Below are 22,116 nucleotides of genomic sequence, written 5' to 3'. Positions count from 1 at the left end.
GGCCTTAAGCGAATCAATTTATGTTAAGATATCCTATAAAATTTCTTTTGCTCGCCTTGCCGGTTTTAGCTGCAGGCTGCAATCAGAAAATCACCAGTACCACGGCGGTTGCCGCAGACACTGCAATAGTTCAGCCTGTAATTATCTCAGAGAAAGTACAATTCGATTCTGATGATCCTGCAATCTGGGTGAATCCTCAGGATGCTTCAAAAAGCCTGGTTATCGGGACAGATAAGGCAACAGAAGGCGGATTATATGTTTTTGACTTACAAGGTAAGATCCAGCATAACCTGGTCGTAAAAGGTCTTAAGCGTCCGAATAATGTAGATATTGCTTATGGTTTGATGCTCAATGGTAAAGCAACTGATATTGCCATTACTACAGAGCGTTTTACGCATAAACTCCGGATATTTTCTTTGCCTGATTTAAAACCGGTCGATCATGGAGGCCTTCCGGTATTTGAAGGAGAAACAGCTCCCGAATTCAGAGATCTGATGGGGATTTCTATTTATACCAGCAAAGCAGGAAAGATGTATGCTATCGTTGGCCGTAAAACAGGGCCTAAAGATGGTTCTTATCTGTGGCAGTACCTGTTAACTGATGATGGAACAGGTCATGTTACAGCAAAGCTGGTCAGGAAGTTTGGTCAGTACAGCGGTAAAAAAGAAATAGAAGCTATTGCAGTAGATAACGAACTGGGCTATATTTACTACTCGGATGAACAGTTCGGTGTACGTCAATATTATGCCGATCCTGAAAAAGGAAATGAAGAGCTGGCTTTATTTGCAACAACAGGTTTTAAGGAAGATCATGAAGGTATTTCTATTTATAAAACCTCAGCTACCGAAGGTTATATTCTAGTCTCGGATCAGGGAGCAAATCAATTTCATATCTTTAACAGAGCAGGTACAGCGAAAAATCCCTATGCACATGAACTTTTGAAAATAGTAAAGGTTCTTGCCAACCATAGTGATGGGTCAGATGTCGTTAATGTGCCACTGAATGAGACTTTTAAATATGGCTTATTTGTGGTCATGAGTGATGACCGGACTTTTCATTATTACCGGTGGGAAGATATAGCAGGTAAAAAACTTAAAATTAACCGATAAAATGCTTAAGAAATCAGTATTGTTATTTTTCTCCTGTGTGCTGAGTGTAATGCTCTTTGCACAGGTAAAACAGAAAGGTGCGGCAACCGAACCTGTCAGACTAATCCGCGGCCCTTATTTACAGGTGGCCAGCAGTACGGGCATACTCATCCGCTGGAGAACTGATGTATCTGCCAGAAGTAAAGTGCGGTATGGAACAAGCTTATCCAAACTTGATCAGGCTGCTGAAGATCTTACCCTATTAACTGAGCATCGTATACAGTTGAAAGGATTGAAGCCGGCTACCCGTTATTATTATTCAGTTGGTGGCCTTAAGGATACTTTACAAGGCAATCAGGATAACTACTTTACTACCTTGCCTGAACCGGGTAAAGTTGGGCATTACCGGATTGCTGCTTTAGGGGATTGCGGGGATAATTCTATTAATCAGCGCAGGGTAAAAGAACAAGTGCTTAAGTATGTAGGTGCTCAGGATTTGACTGCCTGGATTTTATTAGGTGATAATGCTTATTCTGACGGAACGGATTCAGAATTTCAGAGTAAGTTTTTCAATATTTACAAAGATGATTTGCTGAAAAAGTATCCTTTGTTCCCAACGCCCGGAAATCATGATTACCATGATACTGATCTTACGGAAAAACATGCACAGGAAACTCATGAGACTGCTTATTATCAGAATTTCTCTATGCCTGTTAATGGTGAATCGGGTGGTACACCTTCACATACACAGGCATTTTACTCTTTTGATATTGGAAATATACATTTCCTTTCTCTGGATTCGTATGGAAAAGAAGACCGTACCTATCGTTTGTACGACACTTTAGGCCCGCAGGTACAATGGATTAAAAAGGATCTGGCGGCGAATAAAAACAAAGGCTGGATTATTGCTTTCTGGCATCATCCACCTTATACTATGGGCTCGCATAATTCTGATCAGGAAGATGAGCTGGTTAAAATCAGAGCAAACTTTATCCGTATTATGGAACGCGAGGGGGTAGATCTTGTGCTGAACGGACATAGTCATGATTATGAACGCAGCAGAATGATGAAAGGGCATTACGGGCTGTCTGCTACCTTTGATGCTAAAAAGCATAACCTGAGCACTTCTTCCGGAAGGAATGATGGGAGTCCGGATTCTGCACCTTATCAGAAAGATCCTGCGCATAAACAGGGCACTGTTTACGTAGTGAGTGGTTCTGCTGGTAAACTTGGGGGGAAACAAGCTACTTATCCGCATAATGCGATGTATTTCTCTGATGCAGAACATGGTGGCGCAAGTGTTTTAGAGGTAGAAGGTAACCGTTTAGAGCTGAAATGGGTTTGTGCAGATGGAGAAATCCGGGATCAGTTCACTATCGTTAAAAAAGCTGCTGGAGCCCATGTACCGAAATAAACTGAAGCTTATCATCCAGTTTTTATTATTAATTACCTGTCTGTCTGTTGTTTTAGGTTTGAAAAAATCAACAGACAGTACAGGGTTAAATCCTTTAGTAGCAGAGGTTAGAGTCAATTTCAGGCTGTTTGCGCAAAGTACAAACGATCTGCAAAAGGCAATTGCAGTGCTGAATGAAAATCCTGAAAGTATTATCCAGGCTAAAATAGCCTTAAAAAACAGTCGCCTGGCTTATAAAAGAGTTGCTTTTTTTCTGGATTATTTTTTCCGGAGCTCTTCACTGATTTACAACAAACCTGCAAAAGTAGAGGTAGAAGAACCTTATATGGAATACCAGGAGCCTGCTGGATTCCAGGTGATAGAAGCACTGTTATTCGAAACCCAGCCCTGGACGCATCAAAAAGAATTAGCTGCACAGGCAGAGCTGTTAACCAGCTCTGCTTCAGATTTACCAGCTTTATTGTATGGCTTTACTGCAACTGATGGGCAGATACTGGAAAGTTTACGTTTAGAGTTAATTAGGGTGATCACCTTAAGTATTACTGGATATGATGCGCCTGAATTGAAGAGTGGAATCATGGAGGCTGAACAGAGCATTCAGGTGGTTAGGAAAACACTGTTGCCTTTGTTGACGGGGACAGATCCCGTCACACATTCCCTGATGAGGGGTTTGGATAAAACGATGACTTATTTACAACAACATCCTGATTTTGACAGTTTTGACCGGATGGAGTTTTTAACTGTTTATGCATTGCCTTTACAAGAACAGTTATCTGATTTTATCAGGATTTCAAAAGCTGATCTGAATACCCAGAGTGCTTTGAATTATAATGCAAAGCATATTTTTAGCCGGGATGCTATCCCTCTGGATGTATTTCCGGAAGCAGTAAAAACCAATGCTAAAGTTGTTGCTTTGGGAAAAAAGCTCTTTCTTGAAAATGCACTGTCAGGAAATTTGAAAAGGAATTGTGCGAGCTGTCATCGTCCGGATCAGTATTTTAGTGAGCCTTTGCAGACCAGCCTGGCTTTTGATGAGAAGAGTAATGTTCCGCGTAATGCGCCAACCTTGTTATATGCTGGTTTCCAATACAGCCAGTTTTGGGATGGTCGTGTCAAAAGTCTGCAGGAACAGATCAAAGCGGTAATTGCTAATCCACAGGAGATGAATGGAGAACATCAGGTGATCGTGGAAAGAATCAGCAGGTCAGCGGTTTATCAACGTGATTTTAAAGATTCATTTCCATTGTTTAAAGGAAATGTAATTCCTATAGATGCAATTGCTACTGCACTGGCTGCCTATATACAAAGCCTTGCGCCCCGAAATTCAGCTTTTGACAGGTACCTGGGTGGCGATCACCGGGCTATGAATACCCGGCAATTGAAAGGCTTTAATCTGTTTATGGGGAAGGGGCAGTGTGGTAGCTGTCACTTCGCTCCACTTTTTAACGGGCTGATTCCTCCTGATTATAAACGCACTGAATATGAAATTCTGGGAACTCCGGAAAATGCTGACTTTAAACATCCTAAACAGGATCATGACCGGGGCAGGTATAATTTTTTTCCAATCAGTTATTATGAAGCTGCATTTAAAACACCTACCATCCGTAATATAGAAAAGACTGCTCCTTATATGCACAATGGCGTATTTCAGGATTTGTACCAGGTAGTGGATTTTTACAATAAAGGTGGCGGGGCAGGACTGGGAATAGATTTGCCAGGGCAAACGCTGTCTGCTAAACCTTTAAACCTTACGGAAACAGAAATGCAGGATATAGTGGCTTTTATGAAATCATTAACAGATAATCTATAATAGTATATAGTTTTAGAATTATTTTTTATAAATTGCTTTACATCTATTCAACTAAATCTATTTTATGAAAAACAAATTTCTGTTGTTCAGTACTGCCGTACTGTTCTGCCTGACCAGCTGTAAGAAAAATTCTCCGGATTCCGCAGGCGTAAACAATGATCAAAAAGTCCAGGAAACGGGACTACATCAGGATTTTACCTGCGAAATGAAGCTTCCTGCACCAGGTGGCCCGACAACCGAGGCTAATGGCCCGGCAAACAAATTATGGACTAATGGAAGTACCATTAAAGTGAAATTTATTGGTGGTTCAACAATTGTTCGTAACAAAGTTATACAATATGCTAAAAGCTGGGAAGCTTCTGCCAATGTTACTTTTTCATTTGTTGCAGACAATGCAGCAGCTGATATTAAAGTTGGATTTGCAAGCGGAGGTTCGTGGTCTTATATTGGTACGACTTCCAGACAGTACTCACCGTCAATGAATTATGGCTGGTTTACTGATGCAACCAGTGATACGGAATTCAGAAGAACAATTACACATGAATTTGGTCATGCTTTAGGGCTTAACCATGAGCAGTCTCACCCTGATGCTAATATTCCATGGAATAAGCAGGCGGTTTATGATTACTACATGGGGCCACCAAACAACTGGTCTAAAGCACAGATTGACTTTAATGTATTAAGTGTAGAATCAAGAACGGGATTAAATTATACTGCTTATGATCCGGCATCAATTATGCATTATGCGGTACAGGCTCGTTTCACTACTAACAATACAACGATTGCAGCGAATAATACAACAATTTCTGCAAAAGATGTTTTATACATGAAAACTTACTATCCGGGAAGAAGTTAATTAATAAATAACATCATTGTTTATGAGAGTGGCGCTTAATCAACTGAGCGCCACTTTTTTTTTCTAAATATTACAGAACGATTCAATTCTGAACAGAATATTGAGGGAAATTTCAAATATTGTTTTGTAATAAAAATAATATTCATAAATTGCTATTAACCTATACAACTAAACCTAATACCATGAAAAACAAATTTTTACTAATCAGTGCAGCTATGCTGTTCTGCCTGACCAGCTGTAAAAAAAATGCTGAGAATTCAGCGCCAGCTGAGAACGATCAAAAAGTTCAGGAAACCGGATTACATCAGGATTTTACCTGCGAAATGAAAGTGCCTGTACACACTGGCCCGCAAACTGATGCGAACGGCCCCGCAAACCAGCTTTGGACAAATGGAAGTACCATTAAAGTGAAATTTATTGGTGGATCGACTTATGTCCGCAGCAAAGTAAAGCAGTATGCGAAAACCTGGGAAACTTCTGCAAACATCACTTTTTCATTTGTTGCAGACAATGCAGCGGCTGATATTAAAATTGCTTTTGCTAATGACGGTTCGTGGTCATATGTAGGTAAGGAGTCTAAAAACTATTCACCTTCCATGAACTATGGCTGGTTTAATGACAGCACCAGCGATACAGAATTCAGAAGAACAGTTACGCATGAGTTTGGTCATGCTTTAGGACTTAACCATGAGCAGTCTCACCCTGATGCTAATATTCCCTGGAATACACAGGCGGTTTATGCTTACTATATGGGACCTCCTAATAACTGGTCTAAAGCAGATGTGGATTTTAACGTATTAGCTGTAGAATCAAGAACGGGCTTAAATTACACAGCTTATGATTCTTCATCGATTATGCATTACCCGGTTGAAGCTCGTTTTACGACTAACAACAGAACAATTGCAGCCAATAATACAACGATCTCTGCAAAAGATGTTTTATACATGAAAACTTACTATCCTTGGAAGAAGTTAATGGGCAGGAGTTAATCAATTCAGTGTTATTTTTAAAAAAGGGTGCTTATTCCATAAGCATCCTTTTTTATTTTGGTTCTCACCGTATATTAGCAGAGTTTTAGTGGAAACAATAAAATTTCCAGTTATTCAATTGCTATGTTAAAACGTGAAAAGTGCTCCAGAATAGCCTTTACCTTATTGACCGCCTCAATTTTAGGTGGTTGTTCAGCGACTAAAAATGTAATTCCTAAACAGCAGGCCATATCTTCGGTAAGCAGCCTGAAGTATATCAATACCTACGTTTTCCCACATAATCAGCAATTCAAAGGCACTACAGTTGGTGGTTTATCTGCTATAGATTTTGATCCGGTAAAACAGGTTTATTACCTGATTAGTGATGATCGGTCAGCGATCAATCCAGCCAGGTTTTATACAGCGAAAATATCTCTTTCTGCTGCTGGAATTAATAACGTAAGTGTGATCGCTGTGGATACCCTTTATCAAAAAGATGGTGCTGCGTATCCTAAACTCAGTAAGGGTGCTACGCGTACTGCAGATCCAGAAGCCATGCGTTACAACGGGATAATTAAGCAATTGTATTGGACAAGCGAGGGGGACCGGGTAATGAAAGAAGAGGATACGGTAATGATTGATCCAACGATCAATATCGTTTCGACAAATGGGAAATATGTGGATTCCATTCCTTTGCCCGATAATTTGAGAATGCAGCGTATAGAAAGCGGCCCCAGAAGAAATGGCGTTTTAGAAGGGCTTACTTTTGCGGATAATTTCCAGACTTTATATGTCAGTCTGGAAGAGCCTCTGTATCAGGATGGACCGCGCGCAGCAGTAGGGGGCAGAAATAATGCCTTTGTCAGGATTTACCAGTTTGATTTAAAAACTAAAAAGAATACCGGACAATATGCTTATGAGCTGGAACCAGTGGCTTTACCTCCATTAAAAGCGGATGGGGAGTATGTTAATGGTATTCCTGATATCCTTTGGCTGGATAATCACCGTATGCTGGTTACCGAACGGTCTTATGCTGAAGGGCAGGAAGGAACAACGATTAAAGTATTTATGGCAGATCTGGCCGGGGCAACAAATATTATCACTACAAAATCTCTGAAAGAAAATCCGGCAAGTCATCCCGTACAAAAGAAAATGCTTTTAAACATGGATGACCTGGGTATTTATATAGATAATATTGAAGGGGCGACCATAGGGCCTGTTTTACCAAATGGACATCAGACTTTAATCTTTGTAGCTGATAATAACTTCAATGATAAGGAGCAGAATCAGTTCATGTTGTTTGAAGTGATTCCCTGATGAATATATAAGCTGCGAAAGCTTAGAATAATTCCAGCTGATCCGGATCTGTAAACTTACCCAGGTTGACAGCCGTTCCGAAATTACTTAGCGTAATACCCAGCAAGCGGATTTTCCGGTCTTCAGTTTCTACTTTGAACAGCAGTTCTTTGGCTGAAGTAAGTATAGTCGCATAATCTGAAACCCCGGTTGTAAATGATGTGTTTCTGGTGAGCTGTTTAAAGTCGTCAAACTTGATTTTAAGTGTTAGTGTTTTTCCTTTTAATCTGCTTTTTTCCAACCGTTCTGCTACTTTTTCGGCAATCAGCTCCAGTTCAGTAACCAGCTCTTCTGTAGAAATCAGGTCTTTCCCAAAAGTGTCTTCTACGCTGAGTGACTTGGTTAAACGATGTGGTTGTACCGGGCGGTCATCAATCCCTCTGACTATCTTATAATAGAATTTACCTGTTTTACCAAATTTCCGGATCAGCTCCTGTTCAGATAGTTTTTTAAGATCAGCTCCAGTATACAGGCCCATCTTCTTCATTTTATCTGCTGTGACTTTGCCCACGCCAAAGAATTTTCCCACAGGCAGCTTTTCCATAAAAGCATTGATCTTGGAGGGGCCAATAAAAGTCAGCCCGTCTGGTTTATTCATATCTGAAGCGATCTTGGCTACAAATTTATTACTGGAAACTCCTGCTGAAGCAGAAAGGTTAAGTTCGTTTTTAATGGCATCTTTTATTTGTTTTGCAATTTCCAGTGCAGAGCCAATGTTTAATTTATCAATGGTAACATCCAGAAAAGCTTCATCCAGCGATAGTGGTTCAATCAGCTCTGTATAGCGGCTGAATATCTCCCTGATACTGACTGATACACTTTTGTAGGCATCAAACCTCGGGTAGACGAATATGGCATGGGGACAAAGCTGTATGGCTTTACGGGACGACATAGCCGAATGGATGCCAAATTCGCGGGCTTCATAACTCGCTGTCGCTACCACACCACGACCATCAGGAGAGCCGCCAACTACAATAGGTTTACCTCTGTATTCAGGGAAATCACGCTGTTCTACAGCCGCATAAAATGCGTCCATATCTATGTGAATTATTTTTCGCTGAAGTGTTTTTTCTGCTGGATCTGACATCGTTAATTCTGGTTCGGTAAATCTCCCGATTATCTCCGGTTTTTTTGTCAAATTCTCCTTATATTTGGCCAATATTAGGATTTTTTTAATTATAGCATACCCAATATTCCCCCTTACCTCAAACAGGGGGATGGCTGTAGTTTGATCTTGAATAATAATTATTTATTTCTCAAATGTCCGAAAAACAAATTTTTCAAACCACAAAGAAAAGCAGATGGATAACTTTTCAATGGGTAACCAGGATGCTCCTTATTGTGTTTATTATTGCATCAGCTTGTGTAGCTTATACACTGTTATCTAATCATTATCCCAATTTGCCCATTATCAATAGTACCGCTACTTTAAGCAAGAAACAGATTGAGCAGATCAAAAAATCACAAAGGTATTCAGATTTCAAAATTTCTAAAAAGAAGCTGTTACTTATACAAGAACATCAAAAGCTAAACAGGCTTAAGCATCCGAACAACAAAGCCAGGATCAATGCTGGTTTTTATGTGAACTGGGACCCTCAGTCACTGACAGATTTAAAAGACCATATCAAACAGCTGGATATGGTGTTAACAGAATCTTTCTTCATTAAAAACGGTGCAGATACCTTAATTGATCAGGTCAATGTAGAGGCCATGCAGGTCATCAACAAACATAAAAAGGTAGCCATTGCGATGGTTTCCAATTTTAACAAAGATCATTTTGATGGAAACGCAATCCACAAGTTGTTGAAAAATAAGCCTTTACAAAACAGGTTTATTGCTAATCTGATAAAATCTTTAAAGAAATATGGGTATCACGGTGTAAACATTGACTTTGAAGAAATCAAAGAAAAATCTGATATTCCGCTGGCCGCATTCCAAAAGAATTTATATACCCAGATGCATGCACAGAATATGATCGTTACGCAGGATATTGCTCCGGATAATGATGATTATAATCTGGATGTGTTAGCAGCATATAATGATTATATTTTTGTGATGGCTTATGATCAGCATAGCGAAAGCAGTAATGCTGGTGATGTTTCCCACCAACAGTGGGTAGAGGAAAGACTGGATAAAATATGCGAAAAGATATCTTCTGAAAAAATTATCCTTGCGCTTGCTTGTTATGGTTATGACTGGCCGGATCAGGATGTTGGAAAAAATGTAACTTATCAGCAGGCCATAGGCAATGCGAGCAGATATGGTGGTAAAATTAAATATAATCCAATTTCGGCAAATCTGAATTACAGTTATAAAGATGAATCTGGTTTACATCACCAGGTATATTTCACTGATGCTGCAACTAATTTTAACCTGATCAGAAAAGCAGATGACTGGGATGTTGCAGGTATAGCAATCTGGCGTATGGGTGCTGAAGATCCAAGGTTGTGGTCTTTCATTTCTAAAGATCTGAGTATTGATTCGGTAAGAAAGAGCGGAATAGATATCAAAAGATTAACCCACATTGGATTAAATGATAGAATCGATTATTCCGGGGAAGGTGAAGTGCTGGATTTAGTATCTGTTCCCAAACAGGGTAAGATTGATGTGAAACTGGATACCCAGAATTTTGTGATTGCAGATCAGGCTTATGTTGATCTGCCTACAAAATATACCATTCGCAGATATGGTCATGCAGAGAAGAAAATTGTATTGACTTTTGATGATGGGCCTGATCCGGTTTATACACCTCAGATTATTGATATCTTAGAAAAGGAAAAAGTACCAGGCAGTTTCTTTGTGGTAGGGATTATGGCGGAGCAGAATATGGATATTTTACTCAAAGAATTCAACCTGGGATATGAGATTGGTAACCATACTTTTTTCCATCCTGATATGTCAAAAGTAGGGCCGGAAAGGGTAAATTTTGAATTGAATGCCACAAGAAAACTGATTGAATCTGTAACAGGGCATAGTACAATTTTGTTCAGGCCTCCTTTTAATGCGGATGCAGAGCCTTCAACTTCGGCAGAAATTCTTCCGGTGGCACAGAGCAGAGAGCAGAACTATATCAATATTGGAGAGTCTATTGATCCCCAGGACTGGCGCCCGGGAATTACTGCGGATGAAATTTTTAATGCTGTTGTGAAATACCAGGATAACGGGAATATATTGCTGCTGCATGATGCTGGTGGTAACCGTGCGGCAACAGTAGCAGCTTTACCAAGAATTATCAAACATTTCAAAGATAAAGGTTATGAATTCGTAACGATCGGAAATCTGATTGGTAAGAAAAAAGATGAGCTGATGCCTCCGGTTGTTAATTCTGGTGGAATTGGCTTTGTTACTTCTGGAAATACACTGTTCCTGAATGTGTTCTCTTACGGGACACTGATCTTGAACTACGTGTTTATCATGGCGATTATCTTAGCCATGCTGAGAAGTATTTTTATTGCGATCCTGGCTGTTAAACAGAAAATAGCAAGTAAAAGGGACAGTTTACTTTTATTGAAAGATCCGGCGATGAAAGTAAGTATCATCATCCCTGCTTATAATGAGGAAGTGACTGTAGTACAAACTTTAAACAGTTTACTGAAAACGACTTATACCCATGCGGAGTTTATTTTTGTGGACGATGGTTCTTCTGACCGTACTGTAGAACTGGTTAAGGAACATTTCAGTCATCTGACCAATATCAAAATATACACCAAGCCAAATGGGGGTAAAGCATCTGCTTTGAACTTTGGTATTGCACTTGCTGAAGCTGATTTTGTAATTTGTATTGATGCAGATACACAACTGAAAACTGATGCCATCCATGAATTGATGCGTTATTTCTATGACGAAGAAATTGCTGCTGTAGCGGGTACGGTTAAGGTTGGTAACAAGATTAACCTGATTACAAACTGGCAGTCTATTGAGTACATTACTGCTCAGAATATGGACAGAAGGGCATTTGATATTTTAAATACCATTACTGTGGTACCGGGAGCAATTGGTGCTTTCAGAAAACAGGTGATCCTGGAAGTTGGTGGTTTTACAACCGATACACTTGCAGAAGATTGTGATTTAACGATGCGTATTTTAAGAGCTGGTTATACGGTCAGAAATTGTGATACAGCGATTGCTTATACAGAAGCTCCTGAAACAGTAGATATGCTATTGAAACAACGTCTGAGATGGAGTTTTGGGGTCATGCAGAGTTTCTGGAAAAATAGAAAAACTATCCTGAATAAGAAATATGGGTATTTTGGAATGGTGGGGATGCCGAATATCCTGATCTATCAAATTATACTTCCGCTGTTTTCTCCGCTGGCGGATTTCTTTATGGTGCTCTCTATTATCACAGGAATGTTTTCTTTATCTTCTGTAAATTCACTTACTTTAGAAGGAATGGGTAGCTTGTTAAGCCTTGATAATGGTTTTGGACAGGTGTTTTTCTTCTATTGTTTATTTATTCTGGTAGATTTGTTCTTTGCAGGAATTGCCTTCAGAATGGAAAAAGAGTCTTATAAGAAACTGATTTATATCATCCCGCAACGGTTTTACTGGAGACAGCTGATGTATCTGGTCTTATTCAGATCGTTACGTAAAGCGTTGAAAGGGGAGCTGGAAGGCTGGGGAGTTCTAAAGCGTACTGGTAATGTAAAAGAGCAGTCTTAGCGGCTTGTTTACCTTACTAATTAAATAATAATACATTAACATATACAACACGAAAGAATAATAATATGACTAACGATAACGCAAAACAAATATTTGCAGATTTTAATGAATTCTATGTAAAAGCTGTTGAACCTTTAAAAAAAGAGAATCCAATCTTTGTAAGGTTAGATGGTAAAACTAAAGGTGATACACGTGTGATTTTTGCCTACTTTATGTATCAGGACAGAAAATGGAAAGTGAATGCAGATACACATATTGACAGGCTTAAGATTGCTTTTGATCTTGGCGCTAAGGGAGATGATCCATTTGTAATCAAAATGCTGAGAGATAACAGAGGTGAATACCTGGCTATTAAAGGTCAGCCAGTTAGAAACAGTAAAATATACATCTACGCTGTTGAAGCTAAGTAAATAATAAAAAAAACCGCTTATTTTTCGGTAAGCGGTTTTTTTTATGTGCTGTTTAAACTGTTTTTCTGAGCTCGATCACTGTAATCTCCGGCCAGATACCAATCCTGCCTGAAAAACCAAGGAAACCAAAACCGCGGTTAATATTTAATATTCTGCCATTTTCTGATTTGATACCGGCCCAATGGGCATAGCGATATTTAACCGGGCTCCATTTAATACCGAATGCTTCTACGCCAAATTGCATCCCATGGGTATGACCAGCAAGTGTTAAATGTACTTTATTGCCAAATGTCTTAACTTGTTCTTCCCAGTGACTTGGATCGTGAGAGAGTAAGATTTTAAATTCATTGTTGTTTGTGCCAGCCAGTGCTTTGGGTAAATCACCTCTTTCACCAAAACCAAGTCCCCAGTTTTCTACACCGGCGAGTATAATATGCTGGTCTTCTTTTTTAATTTCCACATGAGTGTCCAGTAGTAATTTAAAGCCCAGATCCTGATGGTAAGCTTTTAATTGTTGTAAGTTTTTAGCTTTTTCAAGCTCATTTTCCCATTTGACATAATCGCCGTAATCATGATTTCCTAAAATCGAGAATTGGCCATAGGGAGTTTTAATCTGTGAAAAGTAGCTGATCCAGGGCTTGATTTCTTCTGCTTTATTGTTGACCAGATCTCCTGTGAAAACAAACATATCGGCTTTTTGTGCATTGATCAGTGTAATACCGCGCTGTACAGCAGCTGGATTATTGAAGCTGCCGGCATGGACATCAGAAATTTGTGCGAGTTTGAAACCGTCAAATTTATCCGGAAGGTCATCGAAATAAAGAACGTGATTGATGACTTTGTAATTGTATTTTCCAAAGATCATTCCGTAAATGAAGAGTACAATCGTCAGCAGGAACATGAGAAAGGATAGTTCTACCCAATACAGGTTTCTTCCTGTACCCATAAAAATCCGGGGTACATCACCGATGAACAGGAAAACTGATAACACGACTTCGGCAGCAAAAAGCGTAAGTAGCAAATGACTGGATATCTTGAAAAACAGATCCATGCCATGAGCACTCATTCTTCTGATTGCAAGAAACAGGGAGCCGATAGCGGCAATCATAAACAGGCAGAAGACTGGTGTAGTCAAGCCTGATGTGCTTATCATTAACAGACCCGAAAGTACATACCAATTTAACAAAAAGATAAAAATGGCAAAAAGTATAAAGGGGAGGAGACTGATTTTTCTTTTCATAATATGCGATAAATATAAATAAATTCCAGGTGTCATGTAGTGGATACTACTTTAACCCTACTTCAATGTATACCACAATCTAGCCACAACCCCTGCAAAACCCTGCCGGATTGTACAGCTATTTCAGGAATAAACAGCCAATTCTTAAAACTTAAATTGTTTGGTAAATTCTTCGGGTTGTATAATAATATAACGGACGAGCGGGAATTCCTTTTTGATACCAGCCTGGATGATATTAATAGCTTCATTGATTTGATGGGTATTCAAATCTTCTTTGAAAGTTGCGATCAGCATCAATAATACTTCATCTGGTGACTGATAAGTGGATACAACAGTCAGAACTTTGACGATTCCCGGAACTTTCTCTGTAATTTCCACAATTTTCTGTTTCGACATCGCAGAGATTCCTTCGCCCATTAATAAGCTCCGGCTTTCCCTGGCCAGGATTAAGGAAACTCCAACCAATAACAGCCCCACGAGTAAAGAGGCTACGCCATCCAGTTCCGGTAGATCAAGCCAATGGTTAAGTACCATACAGATCATGACCGTGATTAATCCCAAAACAGCAGCACCGTCTTCAAAAAGTACTAAGAAGCTGGAAGGATCTTTACTTTTTACAATTGCATTCCACCAGGTTTCCTGACCTCTCACTTTATTGAAAGCTTTAGCAGCAATGACTAAAGATGTACCTTCAAAAACTACACATAAAGCCAGTACTACATAATTCCAGGTTGGATCTCCAAGTGGTTCCGGATTTGAGATATGGATAATTCCCTGGTAAATAGAGATCCCTCCACCTAAACCGAAAATCAGGATAGAAACAATAAAGGAATAGAAATAGAGCTCTTTCCCGTAACCGAAAGGGCGCAGGGCATCTGCTGGCTTCTTACTTCTTTTTAATCCGAAAAGCAGTAAAAGCTGGTTAACAGTATCAACGAGGGAGTGAATTCCTTCTGAAATCATAGATGCACTATTGCTGAATGCGCCTGCTATAAACTTGGTAATGGCAATAAGCAGGTTCGCTGCCAGTGCGCTATAAATGGATGCTTTTTGATTAGACATAGGTGTAAAATACGCAAGAAAATAAGATGTTAAAAAGACTTTAACCTTTAGTGTACATCAATTAATGGTAAAATGTTTTAAAACTGTTTAGTGTATTTCTATTATTGATCCGCCTTTTTTATGCAGTGACAGGAATCAGCATCCTGGTTTTTTGCTGGAACCTGAAAAACAGCATTACAGAAGCGGTAAGCAGGCCAAAAGTCAGACCGTACCAGATTCCGTTTACACCCATTTTTAACGTGATACCTAAAAAGTAACCCAGCGGGATACCAATGATCCAGTAAGCAACAAAAGTGATCACAGTTGGGATATTTACATCGCCCAAACCTCGTAAAACTCCCAGTCCAACTACCTGTGTACCATCAAATAACTGGAAGAAACCAGCAATAATCAACAACTGGGCTGCGATCTGAATTACAGCGGTATCTTCTGTATAGATATAAGGTAAAATATGATTGGCGCAAACAAAAGCTATAGCGGTAATACTCATAAATACAGCAACTGTATGATAACTTGCTATAGCTGATCTTCTTAAATCAAAGAAGTTCTTTTTACCCAGGTTATTACCTGTTTTAATGGTCGCTGCTGATGCAATTCCACTGGCCAGCATATAAGTTACAGCAGCCAGGTTAATCGCTACCTGGTGAGCTGCTTGTTCTACAGCGCCAATGGTACCAATTAAAATAGCCGCACCACTGAATGCGCTGATCTCAAAAGAGTATTGCAGGGCAACCGGAGCACCGATTTTTAAGATTTTGATACTTCTGATCTGATCAATCAGCGTTAGTTTAAAGTTTTGCAGGTATATTTTGAAGTTCTTAGAGTTAAAGACATAAATGCACATTACAGTAGCCATTAAGATCCTGTCGACCAGGGTAGAGATCCCAACACCTTTAACGCCCATAGGGGCAATACCGAACATTCCTTTCACCAGGATTATTCCCAGGATCACATTGATGATATTTCCCCAGATAGAAATAAACATAGCCTGCTTAGTAAAACCCAATCCTTCGGCAAATTGCTTGAAAGTCTGAAATATCATTAGCGGAATGATGGAAAAACTCAGGTATCCAAGGTAAGGTTTTGCATAGGCAACAACTTCAGGAGATTGTCCGAGGTTATCAATCACCAACAGGGTTCCGAAGTGTACCAAAAGGTACAGGAAAATTCCTATCATGATATTAATCAATAAGCTGTTTGATAATAAACTTCCGCATTCTTTATAATTTTTACGTCCGTTTTCCTGTGCGATAAGTGGGGTTAATCCATAAGAAATACCCATTCCTACTACAAGGATCAGCATAAACAGACTATTCACCAGGGAAACTGCTGCCAATTGGATTGTTCCTGCAAAATGGCCTACGATCACACTATCAGCAAGGTGCACAAGGGTATGACCCAGCTGGGACACTACAATAGGCATTGCCAGTTTGAGGTTATCTGAATAATAAGGCTTGTATTTTGCGTAAAAGGAACTGAACATAACGATTGAATTGAACCCGCAAAGGTACGGCTATTTCGGCGTTGTCATGGTAAAATATTCTTCTTTTTCGGAAGAATGGGGCTGGATCAGGTCAGCAAGAATGAAACTGACCAGTATTCTCTGGGCTTTATGGTTAGGGATTTTAGTGAGTTTACTAAATTGTTTTAAGGTAATACGCCCTTCCTGATCAAGATACTTTAATAGTTTTTGTTCCTGTTCAGTATAGGTTATCAGCTGCCCGCTATGGGTGTTTTCTTTTTTCAGGACATCAACAATGATCTTGCTGGCCAGGATACTCTTATCATTAACCCGGAAATAAACCCACCATTTTTTGTTCTCGTCGAGCGCATAGTGTGGTTTGGTATCGCTTTGTGGAATTTTAGCAACCAGTACAAGTTTACTATCAATGTATATTTCTTCAAATTCCGGTTCAATTGCTGGCTTGCAGAACTGATGTGCGGATTTGGTAATCATGTATTTTTCTTCTTCTTCAGACTTAACGCCTTTGATCGTGCCGTCATCAGCCACACCTATTAAGAGTTGTCCGCCTTTATTATTTGCAAAGGCCACCAGGCTTTTTGCAATCTTTTCATAATTATTAATCGTCTTTTTAAAATCCAGTGTAGTTCCTTCTCCTTGCAAAATAAGTTTCCTGATATTCATTTTCAGAGGTTTTAACGGACATTCTATTTAATAAGCTACAGGGCCATTTTCACCGCTGTGCAGGTTTCTAACATATACCTCGTTCATCACTGTGGCGCAAACTTCGCCATCGCTGTTTTTAATTTCCATGGGATATGCTTTAACAAACTTTCCACGGGTATTTAACGCTTCAACGGCTTCGTTCAGCATCTCATCGGTAATAATTATAGTGAAAAACAGGGCTGATCTCCCTGGTTTCAAATATTGTATACTTGCGCTTTTGAGCCATACTCTCACTTTAAATCCTTCGCGCTGTAAAAGCTGATCGAATAATAACGCATAAAACGGGTCTGTAGCAGCATAAATAGTTCCGCCAAATATGGAACCGTTATAGTTTTTATTGAAAAGGCTTTTATAGATTTTAACATCAGCTCCCCTGAACCCTTTATGGAATTTCTTAACCCAAATACGCTGGAATAGCAGTGGGGGGTAAAAACACAATCCCCATTTAAGTGTTCTTTCTGATACTATCATGAGCTTTAAATATCAGAAAGATTATTGGCATCTTGTAGAAACTGTAAAGATTAATATAATAAATTTTACAGTTCTCAGAGAATAATCTGCTTTAAAAAAACCGGCTGGCTTTTGATCCCGTATATCCTGTTACAAAACGAATAAAACAAAATTAAACTTTATGAAAAAGCAAATTTTTACGGTTGCAATGGCTCTTGCATTTCTTTCTTTAGCTTCAGCTTGCAATTCATCAAAACCTAATGCTGCTACAGATACATCAACGTCTAAAATGGCGGATACCAGCAGTAAAATGTCAAGCATGGCTGATACTTCAAAAATGCACACTCAGGAAGGTGTTATGGTGGGTGGAGCCTTAATGGTACCAACAAAAAATATTGTAGAAAATGCTGTTGAATCTAAAGACCATACCACATTGGTTGCTGCTGTTAAAGCGGCTGGATTAGCAGAAACGTTAAGTGGAAAAGGTCCTTTTACTGTATTTGCACCTACCAATGAAGCTTTTGATAAATTACCAGCTGGTACAGTAGCGAAGTTGCTTAAACCAGAAATGAAAAAAGATCTGGCTGGTGTTTTAACTTATCACGTAGTTGCAGGAAATTATAAAGCTGCTGATTTAAAAGATGGTTTAGAACTGACTACTGTTCAGGGACAAAAAATTAAGTTTAGTAAAAAAGATGGTCAGTGGTATGTGAATGATGCAAAAATCACTATTACAGACGCAGTTTCAAGTAATGGAGTGACGCATGTTATTGATGCGGTATTAATGCCGAAAAAATAGTTTAATAAAATAGGTAGTTAATTTTTTTAGAGGCTTTGCTGTTTGATCGGCAAAGCCTTTTTTGCGTAATACAATTGTATTATATAGTACGTTTGTACTAATGTATATTAAAATCTAACTTTGGCCTCATATATTCACGGAACTATGTTAAAAGATAAAGTTGTAGAAGCATACCAGAAGATCCAGGATGAGATTTGCCAGGCTTTGGCTTCAGCCGATGGCGCAGGGCAGTTCGAAGAAGAAATCTGGACCAGAGAGGGCGGGGGCGGTGGCCGCACGCGTATTTTTCAGAATGGAAATGTAATTGAAAAAGGGGGAGTTAATTTTTCTGCTGTATATGGTAAATTACCAGAAGCGGTCAAAAAAGCTTTCAAGGTAGAAAATGATGAGTTCTTCGCTACCGGAGTTTCTATTGTTATTCATCCTTCGAATCCATTTGTACCTATTATACATATGAATATCCGTTATTTCGAAATGGATGAACAAACAAGGTGGTTTGGTGGCGGTATTGATTTAACACCACATTATGTAATTGATGAGGATGTACGCTTTTTTCATCAGCTGCTGAAACAAACCTGTGATGAATTTGATGCTTCGTTTTATCCTAAATTCAAAAAACAAGCAGATGATTATTTTTTCATTAAACACCGCAATGAAATGCGTGGTGTAGGCGGAATATTCTACGACAGGCTGAAACCCGAAAATACCGGGCTGGATTGGGATCAACTGTTTAATTTCTCCCTGGGTGTCGGCAATTCATTCATTCCGGCTTATACTGAACTGATTGAACGGAACAGAAATACTGAATTTACAGCAGCACAGCAGGAATGGCAGTATGTAAGAAGAAGCCGTTATGCAGAATTTAATTTAGTTTATGATTCGGGTACAAAGTTCGGTTTGGAGACAAACGGAAGGATAGAATCTATCTTAATGAGCTTACCACCAATGGCAAAGTGGATATATAATCACCAGACTACAGAAAACAGCCCAGAGGCTGCAACTCTGACCAAGTTAATAAAAGGTATAGACTGGACGTAATTTTTTTCCATAATGCGCTTAAACAGCAATATTTTCTTAAATTCGCAAGGTTATAACATTACCTTATTTAAATCGTTTTTAACGAACATCAATATTTTATGGCAGAAGATTTAGAAAATCAGGAAAACGACAAAATAATAAAAATTGATATTGACGAGCAGATGAAGTCTGCCTACATCGATTATTCGATGTCTGTTATTGTATCAAGGGCGTTACCTGATGTACGCGATGGGTTAAAACCTGTACACCGTCGTGTACTTTACGGGATGCTTGATCTTGGTTTGGCGAATAACAGGCCTTACAAGAAATCAGCCCGTATTGTAGGAGAAGTACTGGGTAAGTATCACCCGCATGGTGATTCATCAGTATATATGACTATGGTTCGTATGGCACAGCCCTGGAGCTTACGTTATTTACTGGTAGAAGGTCAGGGTAACTATGGTTCGATTGATGGTGACTCTCCGGCAGCAATGCGTTATACGGAAGCGAGATTCCAGAAAATCGCTGAAGATATGCTTGCGGATATCAATAAAGATACTGTAGATTTTCAGTTGAACTTTGATGACTCTTTAAAAGAGCCAACAGTGCTTCCGGCAAAAGTTCCGAACCTTTTAATTAATGGTTCTTCGGGTATTGCAGTAGGTATGGCAACAAATATGCCTCCTCACAATATTACGGAAGTCATCAACGCGACTATTGCTTACATTGAAAATACAGAAATTACTGTTCCTGAGTTAATGAAATTCGTAAAAGGCCCGGATTTTCCTACCGGAGCAATAATTTACGGATATAATGGCGTTTCAGACGCTTTTGAAACTGGTAGAGGACGTATTGTAATGCGCGCCAAAGCTGAGATCGAAATGGTTAAAGACCGCGAAACGATTATCGTTACTGAAATTCCTTACCAGGTTAACAAAGCGATGATGATTGAGCGTACTGCTGAATTAGTCGGAGAGAAAAAACTGGAAGGTATTTCTAATATTAAGGATGAATCAAACAAGGATGGTATCCGTATCGTTTATGAAATTAAACGTGATGCGAATGCTTCGATTGTATTGAATAATCTTTTCAAACAAACTGCATTACAAACTTCATTCAGTGTAAATAACATCGCTTTAGTGAATGGCAGACCTCAGATGTTAAATCTGAAAGATCTGATCAGACACTTTGTGGATCACAGACATGATGTAATTGTACGCCGTACTAAGTTTGAACTGGATGAAGCGCAGAAACGTGCACACATTCTTGAAGGTTTATTAATTGCTTTGGATCACCTGGATGAAGTAATTAAGTTAATCAGAGCGTCAAATACTCCTGAAGAAGCAAGAACAGGCTTAATGGAGCAGTTTGGCTTAAGTGATATCCAGGCGAGAGCTATTCTGGATATGACTTTACGTCGTTTAACAGGACTGGAAAGAGATAAGATCAAAGAAGAGTTTAATGAGTTGATGAAAACGATTGAATACTTGCAATCTATCTTAGCTGATGAAAGTCTTAGAATGCAGATTATCAAGGATGAGTTAGCTGAAATGATGGAGAAATACGGCGATGAGCGTAGAACTACTATCGTTCACTCTGCTGAAGATATGAGCATGGAAGACTTTATCGAAGATGAAGAAGTAGTGATCACAATCTCTCATGAAGGTTATATTAAACGTACGCCTGCAACGGAATACCGCACACAGGCAAGAGGAGGGAAAGGTTCTAAAGGAAGTGATTCAAGAAATGAAGATTTCATTGAGCATTTACTGATTGCTTCTAACCACAACTATATGTTATTCTTTACCGAGACGGGACGTTGTTTCTGGTTAAGGGTATATGAAATTCCTGAAGGTTCAAGACTAAGTAAAGGAAGAGCAATCCAGAACATTATCAATATTCCTAAGGAAGAGAAAATCAAGGCCTATATTAAGGTTAAGAATTTGAAAGATCAGGAATATCTGGAGAACAATTATATTATCATGTGTACCAAAAAGGGAACGATTAAGAAAACTTCTCTGGAAGCTTATTCAAGACCGAGGGTAAATGGTATTAATGCAATTAATATCAATGAAGGTGATCAGTTACTGGAAGCTAGTTTAACGAGCGGATCAAGCGAAATCATCATGGCATTGCGTTCCGGACGTGCAATCAGGTTCAATGAAGCGACCGTAAGACCTATGGGCAGAACAGCTACCGGAGTAAGAGGTGTTACTTTAGGTCATGCTGCTGATGAAGTTGTTGGCATGATTGCTGTAGATGATCCATCAGCAACGGTAATGGTAGTTTCTGAAAAAGGTTACGGTAAACGTACTAATGTAGAGGATTACCGCGTTACTAATCGTGGTGGTAAAGGTGTAAAAACAATTACTATTACGGAGAAAACAGGTGATTTGATCGCTATTAAAGCGGTTACTGATGCTGATGATTTAATGATTATCAATAAATCGGGTATCGTTATCAGAATTGTATTAAGTCAGCTCAGAGTTATCGGAAGAGCAACACAAGGTGTTCGTCTGATCAACTTAAAAGGAAATGACTCTATTGCATCTGTTGCGAAAATCGAACATGAGGATGATCCTGAAGAAGAAGTTAACGGAGAGCTGTTGTTAGTAGATCCTGCTGATGTATTGCCTGAAGAGGGGGGTACTGAGGAAGCTGAAACTGAAGAAGAGGAAGAAGAGTCTGATGAAGAAGGTGAAGCAGATGATACTGATGAAACAGAAGAAAACTAAGTATAAATTAAATTAAAAACAGACCCAATAAACCCTGTAGTAGTAACGGATATTTTTATCC

General features: G+C 39.2%; 17 protein-coding genes. 11 read left to right on the top strand and 6 right to left on the bottom strand.

Annotated features, from left to right (window positions below; genetic code table 11):
• Positions 1–20 precede the first annotated feature (20 nt).
• The 6 genes from AB3G38_RS05330 to AB3G38_RS05305 all read left to right on the top strand — a co-directional run bounded on the left by AB3G38_RS05330 (position 21) and on the right by AB3G38_RS05305 (position 7,453).
• The gene (locus AB3G38_RS05330; protein WP_367867462.1) at positions 21–1,109 is read left to right on the top strand and encodes a phytase; all 1,089 of its coding nucleotides are present in this window, start codon (positions 21–23) and stop codon (positions 1,107–1,109) included.
• Position 1,110: 1 nt separating this feature from the next.
• On the top strand, positions 1,111–2,502 hold the full coding sequence (locus AB3G38_RS05325; RefSeq protein ID WP_367867461.1) for a purple acid phosphatase family protein: 1,392 nt from the start codon (positions 1,111–1,113) through the stop codon (positions 2,500–2,502).
• Complete coding sequence (locus AB3G38_RS05320) at positions 2,489–4,312, top strand: cytochrome c peroxidase (protein WP_367867460.1); 1,824 nt, start codon at positions 2,489–2,491, stop codon at positions 4,310–4,312. Before AB3G38_RS05325 ends, AB3G38_RS05320 begins: the two co-directional genes overlap by 14 nt.
• 64 nt (positions 4,313–4,376) lie before the next feature.
• A complete protein-coding gene (locus AB3G38_RS05315) occupies positions 4,377–5,168 on the top strand; it encodes a M12 family metallopeptidase (RefSeq protein WP_367867459.1) in 792 nt (263 codons plus the stop codon).
• A 182-nt stretch (positions 5,169–5,350) separates the two neighbouring features.
• The gene (locus AB3G38_RS05310; protein WP_367867458.1) at positions 5,351–6,157 is read left to right on the top strand and encodes a M12 family metallopeptidase; all 807 of its coding nucleotides are present in this window, start codon (positions 5,351–5,353) and stop codon (positions 6,155–6,157) included.
• 123 nt (positions 6,158–6,280) lie between these two features.
• Positions 6,281–7,453, top strand: coding sequence for an esterase-like activity of phytase family protein (locus AB3G38_RS05305; protein WP_367867457.1), 1,173 nt, complete (start codon positions 6,281–6,283; stop codon positions 7,451–7,453).
• A 22-nt stretch (positions 7,454–7,475) separates the two neighbouring features.
• Here AB3G38_RS05305 and dinB read toward each other — a convergent pair whose 3' ends face one another.
• Entirely contained in the window at positions 7,476–8,579 is a 1,104-nt protein-coding gene (dinB, locus tag AB3G38_RS05300) for a DNA polymerase IV (RefSeq protein ID WP_367867456.1), read from the bottom strand.
• A 173-nt stretch (positions 8,580–8,752) separates the two neighbouring features.
• Here dinB and AB3G38_RS05295 point away from each other — a divergent pair, with 173 nt between their 5' ends.
• Both AB3G38_RS05295 and AB3G38_RS05290 read left to right on the top strand, forming a co-directional pair.
• Complete coding sequence (locus AB3G38_RS05295) at positions 8,753–12,154, top strand: glycosyltransferase (protein WP_367867455.1); 3,402 nt, start codon at positions 8,753–8,755, stop codon at positions 12,152–12,154.
• Between the two features lie 65 nt (positions 12,155–12,219).
• Entirely contained in the window at positions 12,220–12,564 is a 345-nt protein-coding gene (locus AB3G38_RS05290) for a hypothetical protein (RefSeq protein WP_367867454.1), read from the top strand.
• A 52-nt stretch (positions 12,565–12,616) separates the two neighbouring features.
• On the opposite strand, the gene AB3G38_RS05285 is transcribed toward AB3G38_RS05290, so the two are convergent.
• The 5 genes from AB3G38_RS05285 to AB3G38_RS05265 all read right to left on the bottom strand — a co-directional run bounded on the left by AB3G38_RS05285 (position 12,617) and on the right by AB3G38_RS05265 (position 17,525).
• Complete coding sequence (locus AB3G38_RS05285; RefSeq protein WP_367867453.1) at positions 12,617–13,804, bottom strand: metallophosphoesterase; 1,188 nt, start codon at positions 13,802–13,804, stop codon at positions 12,617–12,619.
• Between the two features lie 144 nt (positions 13,805–13,948).
• Positions 13,949–14,866: a cation diffusion facilitator family transporter gene (locus AB3G38_RS05280; protein ID WP_367867452.1), complete on the bottom strand. Its 918-nt coding sequence runs from the start codon at positions 14,864–14,866 to the stop codon at positions 13,949–13,951.
• A 118-nt stretch (positions 14,867–14,984) separates the two neighbouring features.
• Positions 14,985–16,349 (bottom strand): MATE family efflux transporter, encoded by a 1,365-nt coding sequence (locus AB3G38_RS05275; protein WP_367867451.1) that lies wholly within the window; start codon positions 16,347–16,349, stop codon positions 14,985–14,987.
• Between the two features lie 30 nt (positions 16,350–16,379).
• Positions 16,380–17,012: a helix-turn-helix domain-containing protein gene (locus AB3G38_RS05270; protein WP_367867450.1), complete on the bottom strand. Its 633-nt coding sequence runs from the start codon at positions 17,010–17,012 to the stop codon at positions 16,380–16,382.
• A gap of 27 nt (positions 17,013–17,039) precedes the next feature.
• Positions 17,040–17,525: a DUF4442 domain-containing protein gene (locus AB3G38_RS05265; protein WP_367867449.1), complete on the bottom strand. Its 486-nt coding sequence runs from the start codon at positions 17,523–17,525 to the stop codon at positions 17,040–17,042.
• Between the two features lie 289 nt (positions 17,526–17,814).
• Between AB3G38_RS05265 and AB3G38_RS05260 the strand changes: the two genes are divergently transcribed.
• The 3 genes from AB3G38_RS05260 to gyrA all read left to right on the top strand — a co-directional run bounded on the left by AB3G38_RS05260 (position 17,815) and on the right by gyrA (position 22,055).
• Positions 17,815–18,303, top strand: a complete 489-nt coding sequence (locus AB3G38_RS05260) for a fasciclin domain-containing protein (RefSeq protein ID WP_367868748.1) — start codon at positions 17,815–17,817, stop codon at positions 18,301–18,303.
• 144 nt (positions 18,304–18,447) lie between these two features.
• Complete coding sequence (hemF, locus tag AB3G38_RS05255; protein ID WP_367867448.1) at positions 18,448–19,341, top strand: oxygen-dependent coproporphyrinogen oxidase; 894 nt, start codon at positions 18,448–18,450, stop codon at positions 19,339–19,341.
• A 98-nt stretch (positions 19,342–19,439) separates the two neighbouring features.
• Positions 19,440–22,055, top strand: coding sequence for a DNA gyrase subunit A (gene gyrA / locus AB3G38_RS05250; protein ID WP_367867447.1), 2,616 nt, complete (start codon positions 19,440–19,442; stop codon positions 22,053–22,055).
• The last annotated feature ends 61 nt before the right edge of the window (positions 22,056–22,116 follow it).

It is taken from the genome of Pedobacter sp. WC2423, assembly GCF_040822065.1.
Classification (GTDB): Bacteria; Bacteroidota; Bacteroidia; order Sphingobacteriales; family Sphingobacteriaceae; genus Pedobacter.
This window is presented reverse-complemented; position numbering and strand designations above follow the sequence as displayed.

Excerpts from the sequence above, each read along its gene's own strand:
- AB3G38_RS05330 (WP_367867462.1), top strand. The coding sequence starts at position 21 with ATGTTAAGATATCCTATAAAATTTCTTTTGCTCGCCTTGCCGGTTTTA.
- AB3G38_RS05325 (WP_367867461.1), top strand. The coding sequence starts at position 1,111 with ATGCTTAAGAAATCAGTATTGTTATTTTTCTCCTGTGTGCTGAGTGTA.
- AB3G38_RS05320 (WP_367867460.1), top strand. The coding sequence starts at position 2,489 with ATGTACCGAAATAAACTGAAGCTTATCATCCAGTTTTTATTATTAATT.
- AB3G38_RS05315 (WP_367867459.1), top strand. The coding sequence starts at position 4,377 with ATGAAAAACAAATTTCTGTTGTTCAGTACTGCCGTACTGTTCTGCCTG.
- AB3G38_RS05310 (WP_367867458.1), top strand. The coding sequence starts at position 5,351 with ATGAAAAACAAATTTTTACTAATCAGTGCAGCTATGCTGTTCTGCCTG.
- AB3G38_RS05305 (WP_367867457.1), top strand. The coding sequence starts at position 6,281 with ATGTTAAAACGTGAAAAGTGCTCCAGAATAGCCTTTACCTTATTGACC.
- dinB (WP_367867456.1), bottom strand. The coding sequence starts at position 8,579 with ATGTCAGATCCAGCAGAAAAAACACTTCAGCGAAAAATAATTCACATA.
- AB3G38_RS05295 (WP_367867455.1), top strand. The coding sequence starts at position 8,753 with ATGTCCGAAAAACAAATTTTTCAAACCACAAAGAAAAGCAGATGGATA.
- AB3G38_RS05290 (WP_367867454.1), top strand. The coding sequence starts at position 12,220 with ATGACTAACGATAACGCAAAACAAATATTTGCAGATTTTAATGAATTC.
- AB3G38_RS05285 (WP_367867453.1), bottom strand. The coding sequence starts at position 13,804 with ATGAAAAGAAAAATCAGTCTCCTCCCCTTTATACTTTTTGCCATTTTT.
- AB3G38_RS05280 (WP_367867452.1), bottom strand. The coding sequence starts at position 14,866 with ATGTCTAATCAAAAAGCATCCATTTATAGCGCACTGGCAGCGAACCTG.
- AB3G38_RS05275 (WP_367867451.1), bottom strand. The coding sequence starts at position 16,349 with ATGTTCAGTTCCTTTTACGCAAAATACAAGCCTTATTATTCAGATAAC.
- AB3G38_RS05270 (WP_367867450.1), bottom strand. The coding sequence starts at position 17,012 with ATGAATATCAGGAAACTTATTTTGCAAGGAGAAGGAACTACACTGGAT.
- AB3G38_RS05265 (WP_367867449.1), bottom strand. The coding sequence starts at position 17,525 with ATGATAGTATCAGAAAGAACACTTAAATGGGGATTGTGTTTTTACCCC.
- AB3G38_RS05260 (WP_367868748.1), top strand. The coding sequence starts at position 17,815 with ATGTCAAGCATGGCTGATACTTCAAAAATGCACACTCAGGAAGGTGTT.
- hemF (WP_367867448.1), top strand. The coding sequence starts at position 18,448 with ATGTTAAAAGATAAAGTTGTAGAAGCATACCAGAAGATCCAGGATGAG.
- gyrA (WP_367867447.1), top strand. The coding sequence starts at position 19,440 with ATGGCAGAAGATTTAGAAAATCAGGAAAACGACAAAATAATAAAAATT.